The organism is Legionella busanensis (genome assembly GCF_900461525.1).
In the GTDB taxonomy this organism is placed as follows: domain Bacteria; phylum Pseudomonadota; class Gammaproteobacteria; order Legionellales; family Legionellaceae; genus Legionella_C; species Legionella_C busanensis.
Map to the genome: position 1 here is coordinate 77891 of NZ_UGOD01000001.1, position 10668 is coordinate 88558.

Below are 10668 nucleotides of genomic sequence, written 5' to 3' on the forward strand. Positions count from 1 at the left end.
TTTGATGCTTTTGGTAAACATGCGGTTAATAAGTTTAGTGCTTGGTTGGGCCTTAGCTATAATTTTAGGGGCATTTGATCTTTATGCCGCTTCCATAACGACTCCTAAAGAAAGTAGTTCATTATATCGTTGGGTAGAAGCGCCCAAGCAAGAAGCTCTTGAAGTTAGTCAAGCAGGTCAACGTTTAGAGACAGCCATGGCTAATCCTGAATACATGCTTAATAATTGGGTTGAATTACCAACAGCGCCAAATATAAAAAATAAGAAAATTCAACATTTAAGTTTAAGAGAAGCTATTTTATTGGCTTTACGGTATAACCCTAATATTCAGAATGCTGAACTTGATAGAATCATTCAGCGCTATCAGTTACGTTTGGCCAATAATGAATTTGAATTGCAGTATGCTATAGAGGGTGCGGCTTCTATAGAGAAAAATCGCTTTAGCGGGGTAGGTAATAGCGTCAATAAGTCTCTTTATGTTTCTCCTGAGGTATCCTTAAAAACGAAGTATGGAACAACATTAAGCGTAGGTATAGATAATAATGTACCTAATTATAATACTTTTACGCCTGTACTTAATTTCTCTTTTAATCAACCATTATTACGTGGTTTTGGTAAAAACGTTAATGAAGCGAGATTATTAGATGCACGTGATGCAGAATTTATAAGTAAAATTAATTTAAAACAATCCATTATTGACCAAATCACCCAAGTAATTAGTGCTTACCGTAATTTAATTTTAAGTGGGAATAACTTAGAAAATCAGCGCCGTCAGTTAGAAGAAGCACGCAGGACGTTTGAAATTAATCAAAAGAAAATTGCAGCAGGGCAGTTAGAACCTACGGGCAATATTCAACAATCTTATCAAATTGAGTCATTAAGTTTGATGGTTGAGCAGGGAGAAAATGATTTTAAAACTGCAGCGCAAGATTTATTACAAACAATTGGCCTTGATCCAAATATGCACTTAGCTGTACCTAACGATGTGAATTTAGATAATGTTAAAGTGCCGAGCTTACAGCAGTCCATTGATATTGCGCTTAATCATAATAGCCAATATTTAGCACAAAAAATGACGGTGAAAGCGGATGAAAGAGCCTTTAATCTAGCTAAGAATGAGCAACTCTGGGAGCTTAACTTAAGTGGTGGTGTTCAGTCAGGTACGACATCAGATGTAACTGGCCTAAATCGAGGTTTAAGAGGTATTTATAATGGTCGCAATATAAATGAATCCATAAATTTATCGCTTAATATTCCTATTAATGATATCGGTCGGCGTAGTCAACTGATCAATGCTAAAGTACAGTTAGAAAGAGATAAATTAAATTTAATTGCTGCAAAACGTGCACTTATTACCACCATTACTAATACAATTAATGCGATTCAAAGCCAGGCTAAACAATATCGCTTAGCAGAAAAGCAAGTTAGATTAGCTAGGCAATCTTATGAGTTAGAAAAGAAAAAATTACAAGCGGGTATTGCAACAGCGCTCGATGTAAGTAATACCCAAAATCAGTTAATACAAGCTCAAGCAGGATTGATTAGTGCTAAAATAGCCTATCTTAACCAACTATCAGCCTTGCAACGCTTATTAGGTACAACATTAGATGAATGGCAGATTAAGCTTAGGTACGGTCAATGAAAATTATTTCAACATTAACAATTCCATTATTAGTAATGCTACTAATAAGCTGTAGCGATTCCAGTAAACCTACAGCAACTAAACAACAAACTTATACTGTTAAATCAGAACCTATTCATAAAACGCTGTATTTTACGGGAACTATTCAGCCACTTCATGAAAGTGCTATTACATGCCCTATGGATGCTGTCATTGAAACGATGAATTATAACTATGGGCAAGTAGTTAAGAAAGATGAGATAGTCATCACTTTAAATTCGAATGAGTTACAAAAACAATATAATGAAGTTTTAACGGATTACTTAAAAGCTAAAGATAATTTCACAATTGCCAAGGCTAAATTTACCGGGACCGATGAACTATGGAAAGCAGGTCTAATTGCTAAAAATAATTATTTAAGTGAAAAGTCTAGCTTAGATACAGCACGTGTTGCGCTTATGCAGTCAACGCGTAAACTGACAGAAATGTTAGATAAAATTGATGATACGGATGCGAAAAATTTGTCAACTTTAAGTATTGCAGAATTTAATAAAGTTAAAGAGGCTTTAACAAGAAATCATAATCTTATTCATTTAAAAGCGCCCGCTCAAGGTGTATTGCTTTCTCCGCCTAAATCAAGTGATGAGAAATCAGGCCATTTAAAAGTGGGCTCAGCAGTTAAAGCAGGTCAGGTGATTGCCTTAATTGGAGATTTAAGGGGAATTAGTGTAGAGATTGATGTACCTGAAGTGGACATTGATAAAATTAAGCCAGGTATGCAGGCTAAAATAACAGGCGTTGCTTTAGGTAAAGAAGTTTTAGAAGGTAAATTAGTCGCTATTAATGCACAAGCCTCAAGTACAGGAAGTAATGGTTTACCTTCTTTTAATGCTACCGTTGAAGTTAAACAGTTAACAGCAAAGCAACAAGCATTAGTTAAAGTAGGGATGAGTGCAGCGATTGAACTTTCGCTTGATGGAAATAATCAATTAGTTATTCCGATTGCGGCTATAAAGCGTGAGAAGGGCAGCAATGTCGTGCGAGTACTTGCAGATGGTAAAATTGCTACTCGTCAGGTAGCGACCGGTTCAGCCTTGGCGGATAAGGTAATTATAGAATCGGGCTTAAAAATAGGTGATACAGTAGTCTATGATGGATAAGCCACTTATACAGATTAAAGAATTAGTTAAAAATTATTCTCTAGGAGGAGTCACAAGTCAGGTATTAAAGAAGGTTTCTTTATCTGTTGACTCTGGTGAGTTATTAGCTATCGTTGGTGCCTCAGGTTCAGGTAAATCTACCTTAATGAATATTATCGGTTTACTTGATAAAGGCGATAATGGTTCCTATCTGCTTAACCAGCGTAATGTTGCAGCACTTAATCAAGATGAGTTAGCGGCGCTGCGTAATTTACAAATTGGTTTCGTGTTTCAACAATTTAATCTATTGTCGCGGTTTACAGCGAAGCAAAATGTAGCATTACCTCTTATTTATAGAAAAAATATGAGCGCCTCAGAGATAGATGAACGAGTCATGCAGGCTTTAGCGCGTGTTGGTATGGAAACATTTGCTGAGCGTCGTCCTACGCAATTATCAGGCGGGCAGCAACAGCGAGTAGCTATTGCTCGTGCTTTAGTCGGTGAGCCTCAAGTTATTCTCGCAGATGAACCAACAGGTGCTCTTGATTCGAAAACAGGAACTGAAGTTTTAAATTTATTTCTAACTTTGCACGCTGAAGGTCGAACCATTATCATGGTAACGCATGATAACCACGTTGCTGCTCAATGTAAGCGTCGTATTACCATCGTAGATGGCCAAATTGTTGCTGAGAGTGAATCATGAATTTATTAAGTCATTGCCAGCAAGCAATCATTAATTTAAATGCAGCAAAACTGCGATCGTTTTTAGCGGTGTTAGGTATTTTAGTAGGCACTGCTGCGGTGGTGGCTTTAATTAGCTGTGGTCAATTAGCGACTGAGAAAGCTTTAGCTCAGTTCAAAGCACTCGGCACTGATTTGCTTGCTGTTTCTTTATTTCAACAAGAACAAAAGCAAAGTTCGCAAAGCGGTGGGAATGAAGTGTCTTTATCAGTTTGGCAGCAAATTCCTGATAGAATTTCAGCAGTGCAAGAAATAGCACCCTATGCAACAGCTTACCAAACAATAAGTTTTCAAGGATTTCCGTTAAGGGGCGCTATCGTCGGTGCCGATGATGCTTTGGCACGCATTATTCATATTGATATGGCAGAAGGTCACTTTGTTTCCTTCGTTGAATCCTTTGAACATTATTGCGTTATAGGCAATGGCCTTGCAGATCAGTTAAAAAAGCTCACCTTAGATAATCCTATTGGGAAACAATTACGTATAGGCCAGGCTATGTATACTATTATTGGTATTACCAAGCCGTGGCAAGAAAGTGGCTTTTTTAATGAAGATATCAATCAAGCCGTCATTATTCCTATTTCTGGCATGGCCTTAATTAGTAAGGATACCAAGATAAATAATGCAATTATGCTTTTAAAGCCAAATAGCCCCATTGATGACGTTATTTCCGAGCTTAAGCACTACATCACAACATATGCGCCTAAACTAAGTGTATTTCCTCGCAGTGCTAAGCAGATTATTGCTAGTATGGAAAGCCAAGGTCGTATTTTTACCTTACTCTTAGCAGTCATTGGTGGCATTTCTTTATTAGTGGGTGGTATTGGCGTCATGAACGTCATGTTGGTTTCTGTTAGTGAACGTAAAAAGGAAATAGGCATTCGTAAAGCCGTTGGGGCGCGTAACCAAGAAATTCAAATGTTATTCCTAGTCGAGTCAGTTATTTTGTCCCTACTAGGCGGAGTTCTCGGCGTTATTTTAGGACTATTGTTTACAGCCGGCGTTGCTTATTTTAGTGGTTGGGCATTTATGCTCTACTTATTGCCACCCGTTGCGGGTTTTGCTGTTTCCGTTGCTACAGGCATTTTCTTTGGCTTTTATCCTGCTAAACGAGCAGCCAAAATGGAGCCCATTGTTTCTTTACGTAGTGAATAATAGCCTCTTTCTAATTTTTTATTTATCTCCCCTTGAATTTTGAAAAATAATTAATATTTATTAGGCATACCCTATTTCATAAAGGAGAAATTAAGTATGAATAGTTTAAAACGTGATTATTTTCCATCTTTATATCGAGACATCAATTCTTTATGGGATAATTTTTTAAGAGGTCAGCAACAAGATGACTCGTCTTTTGTTACAACGAGTACTTGGGCACCTTCAGTTGATATTAAAGAAGATAAAAATCAATTTGTTGTTATTGCTGATATTCCTGGGGTTAATAAAGAAGATATTCATATTTCACTTGAAAATAATTTATTAACCATTCAAGGCGAACGGAATTTCGACAAAACGGAAGAAAAAAATGGTTATACTCGAGTAGAACGCGCACAGGGACAATTTTATCGTCGTTTTAGTCTGCCTCAAACAGCCGATGATGCCAAAATAAGTGCTAAATACAAACAAGGTGTTCTTGAGATTATTATCCCTAAAAAAGAAGCAGCGCTTGAGAAGAAAATTGATATTCAAGTCGAAGAATAATTTTAAATTTCAAGGCGCCTGCGAGTTTTTATTTAGTTCATAAGCGCTAGTTGTTTCAAACTAGCGCTTGATTCATTTGTTAAATAATAGTGCAAGAGCTATTTGTTGTTTGTTGAGGCTGTTGAGGTACTTGGTTCGGAGCTATAGGAATACCAACGTGGTTAGGCGCATTGTTTGCTTGTGCTCCTGGCAGGGCCGATGCTGCTTGTTGAATCCGCTGAGCATAGGCTTTAATTTCACCCTCACTCCATCCTAGCGATAAAGTACCCGTATAAAGAGCCTTAAATAAAAAACAAAGCTTACAGATTAAATCCGCATTATTTTCGCAGCTTCTACCTTGAACAAGTAATATAATATTTAAAACTAATTGCGCCAAAGCAAAGGCTCCTAGGGCGGCATTTTGCGCTCTTTCCTTATTTTCTACAGCATTAAAAGCACTATAAAAGCCTGCAATTGTTTGTATAATTTTTTGTGGAATTTGTATGATAGGGGTGTCATTGTCACTTAAACTAGCAATAAAATTGCCAACTAGTTCTGTGAATGCTGCTATCTTCTTAGAATTTAAGTCAGTAGTTGAAGGTAGATTTTGAGTTGCATGCTGGATAGCTGCTGTAATTTCACCTACGCTCCAACCTAAAGATAAAAGACTTATATAGAAAATTTCTAATATAAAAATACTACGACAGATTGGATTAGAATCATTTTCATTACAGTTTAAATTTTGAAATAATGAAGTGGTAGTTAAACTTAAGTGCGCTGCAGCAAGTAATCCTAATAAAGCATTTTGTATCTTTTCAAAATTTGTAACGTCTGGTCGGAAAAGGGACGAAAACCCAATTATGGTTTGAACAAATTTTTGGGGAATTTGAGTAGTGGGATTAAAATCTATTACAGCATTAGTAGAGGCAAGGCTGCTTGATACTATTTGAGTTAAGGCACTTGATTTATGAGCATTCAGGCCTGGTTCCGAGGCCGAGGGTTTGATAGAGTCAAAAAACGTAAATGGCATTACTTTATCCTAAAATAAATTATTTAAAGTCTTATTTTACCCAAAAAACATACTATTTGTCTAATATTTTTTCAATTAAAGATTTGTTTTCCTATATATTTTAACTAACCTATTGTAAATAAAAACAAATTGTTTTATCATCGTTCAAAGTTTTCAATTGTTAATTACAATGATCTTTTTTAAAACCAAAAAAACTGTTGCAGAACTTAGAAAAACCCTAAGAACGGGGAATATAAAACAGTGGTGGCTAGATAGTCGAGATGCATACTCAAAACTTAGTGGATTAGCAAGCTATCAGACCCATTTGCTAGATAAAACGATAGCAGCGTTGGATGAGCAAGTAGAAAATGGAATTTATGCTTATAGACTGGATCAATTAAAGGCACTTCATACTCAGTTATCTAATTGGGAAGCTATACACGCTATTCATTCCAAGACTTCCAGTCGAAGTATACAAGTGGAGATTTTAAAAAGTTGGCTTAATGAACAGCTCTATTTTTCTATCCATACTCATATTACTTTACCCATTAAGTACGAAGAAACGGTCTCTACAGCGCTTAAGAAATTAAATTTAAATATACCTTCTAATTCGCAACCTTTACACAAGCAAAGTTTGTATTATTGGTGGAAAGATAAAAGTGATCTTGGGTTTTTTAGTTGGCGTACTAAAGCAACTAAAGAGTTAGATGAACTTATTTATTGGTATTCTACTAGTATAATTATTGATAATTTAGATGCTTTACAAAAAATTATGGATGGAATTGAAGTTTGGCTGAGTGAGCGTAAAAATATTAGCCATCCTTCCCGAGTTGCAGCGGTTATTAATTTACAAAAGATTCTAACTTTAGAGATGGCAAGAGAACTGCAAGTTCGCAAGCAAGATAATTTAAATTCTACACTAGTTAATTCATTTAACTAATGTGAATTCAACATAAAATATTTGCTATATTGTATGTCGAATTTAATTATATTTAATCTGGATCCCGTATAAATGCTTCGCATTTCACGGGATAACGTTCGTTTAGCGACATAAAAGAGCCTTCGTCTCTTTTATGTCGAACTTACGTTAATTAGAATATAATTTTATCTTTTTATTTAAATTCTATGTATTCTAAGCTGATAGGCATTGCTTTAATTCATATTTTTGTAATTTGTCTTAGTAATGTTCTCGTGCAACATCCCTTTACACTCCTAAATTTTCATACAACTTGGGGTGCCTTTTCCTATCCGCTAGTTTTTATCTGTACTGATTTAACAACTAGGCTCATTGGTGCTATTGAGGCTCGTAAAGTTATTTATTTTGCTATGTTACCAGCCTTAATTTTATCTTTTTTTATCTCAAATTGGTTTGATCATGGCTATCTATGGGGTTTAAATCTAATTGTCTTTAGAATTGCATTGGCGAGTTTTCTTGCCTATGTTCTAGGTCAATTACTCGATATTTTTTTCTTTCAGAAATTAAGACACTATGGTCGGTGGTGGGTGGCGCCAAGTATTGCTTCGATTTTTGGCAATATATTAGATACTTTTTGCTTTTTCTTTATTGCTTTTTATCATAGTAATAATCTTTACTTAAGTACGCATTGGGTAGAGATTGCGGCTGTGGACCTAGGATTTAAAATTTTAATTAGCTTAATATCATTTATTCCTCTTTATGGTTTTTTATTAAACTGGCTAACTAGACAGCGTGCCTTTGCAAATTTAAAAATTATTTAAGCATGGCTGCAATGGCAATACATCCTTTACCGGCATGTAAACCAATGGCAATTGATACAGGATCAATAAATAAAGGTTCTTTTTTAAACGCTTCAGTAGTCATGACAGCGAATTCTTCTGCTTTTTCCGCGACCCCTGCATGAATAATACAATAGCTGTCTAAATCCTTGTCTTGCATTAGATTACTCACATTAACAACAAGCTTACTTAACGCTTTCACTTCATTAAATGCTTTATCAACAAGGATAACTCTACCTTCCTTGTCTAATGAAATAATAGGTTTTAATCCTGCATAATGTGCAACTCTTCCTTTTAATTTACTTACTCGGCCGGAGCGTATTAAGGAATCGAATTGATTTACCATAATAAAAAAGTAAGTTTTACTAATTTTTTCCAATACAGCTTCTTTCACTTCACTTATAGGTAAATTTTGGTTAATTAGCTCGGCAGCATAATTTAACAATAACCCCTGACTTCCTGAAACATGGCAAGTGTTGATCACATGAATATTAGCGTAGCGGTTGGCAACATTGACTATGGCGTTATAAGTACCACTTAGCACTTGAGCCACACTAAGAATAAGAACCTGTTCATAATTTTTTGCCAGATAACTAATTTTTTCATTTATAAAAGCATAGGTAGGTGATGAGGTGGTAGGGTAGGTTTTCAAATTTCCTAAAACATTAAAAACATGATTGGCATCAAAACAATAATGATCTAATAAATCATGCCCATCTAATTGGACATTAAGTGGTATTAAATGTATTTGATGTTGATCTAATAGGTATTGAGGAATACTAGCACTTGAGTCAGCAACCAAAGCAATGGGATGCTTTCTTTCGTAAATGGATTGATATTGTCGTAGCATGTCATCTACTTTGGAATATTGAATTTTGCCAATTTCGCGCAAATTAGTAAAAATTTTAGGTGGGTTATTACTATGAATGTGAACGCGACATAAATTTTGATTCGTAGTAATAACCATACTGTCACCTAAATCACCTAATAAATGAGTTAGTTTTTTTTGGTTAAGGTCATCACCTGCTAATAAAGCTTCATTACAATAACGATTTGTTGGTGGCTTGCTATGGCTAGGAAGCTCATGTAAATTCTGTTCGAAATTAAAATCTACTTTTTCTAGTTTTTTAATTGGATTTGCTAAAAACTCGGTAAAACCTTGGATAAAAAAATTAAAGCCTAATGCGCCAGCATCGACTACGTGCGACTCTTTAAGTAATTGTAGCGTCTGCATAGTTGACGCTAGTGCTTTATCAACGACATCTTTTGTCTTTTGTAAAAGAATATTAAAACAGGCAATATTTGTGGCGTTATCCATTAAACTATTAGCCCATGCATCCATCACCGTTATAATAGTTCCCTCAACAGGATTAACAATAGCTTTGCGAACACTAACACAAGCTGTTTTAATCAAATTAGCAAAATCGTTGGTTTTTAATGCATTCGATAAAGGCGTCTCTAAAAAGCCATTAAAAAATTGCGAAAAGATCATCCCCGAATTACCATGTGCTCCTAAAATACCAGCGTTTGCTAAAGATTGGCAGGTTTCAGAAAAAGTAGGTTTAAGTGATGCATGCGTAATGATGGCTTGCGCTGTTGCTGCCATATTATTACCTGTGTCGCCATCAGCAACAGGAAATACATTAATTGCATTTAATGCTTCGCGATGCTCAATAATAGCTTGGCAAGCATTAATGATGGCAGAATAAAACAATTCGACATCAAGTTTAAGTAATGTCATTGTTTTAATTAAATTAATTAGGGTAAATTAAATAATAGCCTGAGTTTGTAAGCTCTGCATCCTATAAAGCGGTTTTAAGTGAATTTTTTACATAATTTAATTCTTAAAGCCTATTATAAGAGCAAACAGGTTGAGTTTTTAGAAGGTGCTTCTTCAGTAGACGGTTGTTTAGAGGGAAAAAAACTTAGTCTTGTGTTTGCTGGCTTTGCACTATTTTGGGTATTAATAGCTTGGTTATCTGGAATTATAACCTCTGGCTCATGTTTTTGGGTTCTACGATGCCAAGTTTCTGTAAATCTGATTTCTCTTCTATTATCTGAACTCTTTTGTCTTTCTTTTTTTAAAAATTCTTGATGAGTCATCATAGTTAATAGTTTAATAGGTAGATGGCCTATTGGTGAATTAAACTTTTTATTTTCCATATGAAGCAAAGTAAAAGGTGAGGATGAAATAATTTTATTATTTAGCTTAGTTAAAAATCTGCCTTGTTTATCTGGTGCATAAATTATACCTTGATAAAAATAGATATGAACATATTCTGACCGTAGTAAAGATAACTGAAATTGATTTGCCATTAATTGATTTTTTTGTTTGTTACCACAGCAATAAAGATGAATGGCACTAATTTTATAAATTATACTTAAAAAATCAAATTCAAATCGTGAAACAAGACTGTCAATATTGATTATTGAAGCCTGATTAGGCTCGGGATGATTTGCTAAAATGTTAGAAATATCAAGTGCCCCATGAGCCAAGATAAAAATAGTACTATTTGGATCAATATTTTCATAATCAAAGTCATCTTTATAATAAATGATACTTATCTTTTCTGTAGTATTTAAAGAATAATTATCTTTCCATAGTTTAGCTTTTTCTCCAAGGTCTCCACAATTAGCGCGTTCAAAAGGGACATATAAAATAATCATACCAGTACCATTTGCATTTATAATAAAACTTTTAACTTAAAACATTAATATTTTTTTAT

The 10668-nt window shown here is 34.8% G+C and carries 10 protein-coding genes; 7 read left to right on the top strand and 3 right to left on the bottom strand.

The genetic code is table 11. From position 1 onward, the window contains the following. Positions 1 to 19 precede the first annotated feature (19 nt). The 5 genes from DYH30_RS00350 to DYH30_RS00370 all read left to right on the top strand — a co-directional run bounded on the left by DYH30_RS00350 (position 20) and on the right by DYH30_RS00370 (position 5199). Complete coding sequence (locus DYH30_RS00350; RefSeq protein ID WP_115329482.1) at positions 20 to 1642, top strand: TolC family protein; 1623 nt, start codon at positions 20 to 22, stop codon at positions 1640 to 1642. After that, entirely contained in the window at positions 1639 to 2781 is a 1143-nt protein-coding gene (locus DYH30_RS00355; protein WP_115329483.1) for an efflux RND transporter periplasmic adaptor subunit, read from the top strand. The genes DYH30_RS00350 and DYH30_RS00355 overlap by 4 nt, the downstream gene beginning before the upstream one ends. After that, positions 2771 to 3463 (top strand): ABC transporter ATP-binding protein, encoded by a 693-nt coding sequence (locus DYH30_RS00360; protein ID WP_115329484.1) that lies wholly within the window; start codon positions 2771 to 2773, stop codon positions 3461 to 3463. Before DYH30_RS00355 ends, DYH30_RS00360 begins: the two co-directional genes overlap by 11 nt. Further along, positions 3460 to 4656 carry an ABC transporter permease gene (locus DYH30_RS00365; protein WP_115329485.1) on the top strand — a complete coding sequence of 399 codons (1197 nt, stop codon included), beginning with the start codon at positions 3460 to 3462 and terminating at the stop codon, positions 4654 to 4656. Before DYH30_RS00360 ends, DYH30_RS00365 begins: the two co-directional genes overlap by 4 nt. Positions 4657 to 4752: 96 nt before the next feature. Then, positions 4753 to 5199 (top strand): Hsp20/alpha crystallin family protein, encoded by a 447-nt coding sequence (locus DYH30_RS00370; protein ID WP_115329486.1) that lies wholly within the window; start codon positions 4753 to 4755, stop codon positions 5197 to 5199. Positions 5200 to 5278: 79 nt separating this feature from the next. Here DYH30_RS00370 and DYH30_RS00375 read toward each other — a convergent pair whose 3' ends face one another. Next, positions 5279 to 6208: a hypothetical protein gene (locus tag DYH30_RS00375; protein WP_115329487.1), complete on the bottom strand. Its 930-nt coding sequence runs from the start codon at positions 6206 to 6208 to the stop codon at positions 5279 to 5281. 169 nt (positions 6209 to 6377) lie between these two features. On the opposite strand from DYH30_RS00375, the gene DYH30_RS00380 reads away from it, so the two are divergent. Continuing rightward, positions 6378 to 7127 carry a hypothetical protein gene (locus DYH30_RS00380; RefSeq protein ID WP_115329488.1) on the top strand — a complete coding sequence of 250 codons (750 nt, stop codon included), beginning with the start codon at positions 6378 to 6380 and terminating at the stop codon, positions 7125 to 7127. Between the two features lie 185 nt (positions 7128 to 7312). Next, positions 7313 to 7924 (top strand): 7-cyano-7-deazaguanine/7-aminomethyl-7-deazaguanine transporter, encoded by a 612-nt coding sequence (locus DYH30_RS00385; protein WP_115329489.1) that lies wholly within the window; start codon positions 7313 to 7315, stop codon positions 7922 to 7924. Here DYH30_RS00385 and DYH30_RS00390 read toward each other — a convergent pair. Next, the gene (locus DYH30_RS00390) at positions 7917 to 9683 is read right to left on the bottom strand and encodes a DegV family protein (RefSeq protein ID WP_115329490.1); all 1767 of its coding nucleotides are present in this window, start codon (positions 9681 to 9683) and stop codon (positions 7917 to 7919) included. The two genes, DYH30_RS00385 and DYH30_RS00390, sit on opposite strands and share 8 nt — an antisense overlap. Before the next feature lie 113 nt (positions 9684 to 9796). After that, positions 9797 to 10609, bottom strand: coding sequence for a hypothetical protein (locus tag DYH30_RS00395; RefSeq protein WP_115329491.1), 813 nt, complete (start codon positions 10607 to 10609; stop codon positions 9797 to 9799). Positions 10610 to 10668: the final 59 nt, after the last annotated feature.

Excerpts from the sequence above, each read along its gene's own strand:
- DYH30_RS00350 (WP_115329482.1), top strand. The coding sequence starts at position 20 with ATGCGGTTAATAAGTTTAGTGCTTGGTTGGGCCTTAGCTATAATTTTA.
- DYH30_RS00355 (WP_115329483.1), top strand. The coding sequence starts at position 1,639 with ATGAAAATTATTTCAACATTAACAATTCCATTATTAGTAATGCTACTA.
- DYH30_RS00360 (WP_115329484.1), top strand. The coding sequence starts at position 2,771 with ATGATGGATAAGCCACTTATACAGATTAAAGAATTAGTTAAAAATTAT.
- DYH30_RS00365 (WP_115329485.1), top strand. The coding sequence starts at position 3,460 with ATGAATTTATTAAGTCATTGCCAGCAAGCAATCATTAATTTAAATGCA.
- DYH30_RS00370 (WP_115329486.1), top strand. The coding sequence starts at position 4,753 with ATGAATAGTTTAAAACGTGATTATTTTCCATCTTTATATCGAGACATC.
- DYH30_RS00375 (WP_115329487.1), bottom strand. The coding sequence starts at position 6,208 with ATGCCATTTACGTTTTTTGACTCTATCAAACCCTCGGCCTCGGAACCA.
- DYH30_RS00380 (WP_115329488.1), top strand. The coding sequence starts at position 6,378 with ATGATCTTTTTTAAAACCAAAAAAACTGTTGCAGAACTTAGAAAAACC.
- DYH30_RS00385 (WP_115329489.1), top strand. The coding sequence starts at position 7,313 with ATGTATTCTAAGCTGATAGGCATTGCTTTAATTCATATTTTTGTAATT.
- DYH30_RS00390 (WP_115329490.1), bottom strand. The coding sequence starts at position 9,683 with ATGACATTACTTAAACTTGATGTCGAATTGTTTTATTCTGCCATCATT.
- DYH30_RS00395 (WP_115329491.1), bottom strand. The coding sequence starts at position 10,609 with ATGATTATTTTATATGTCCCTTTTGAACGCGCTAATTGTGGAGACCTT.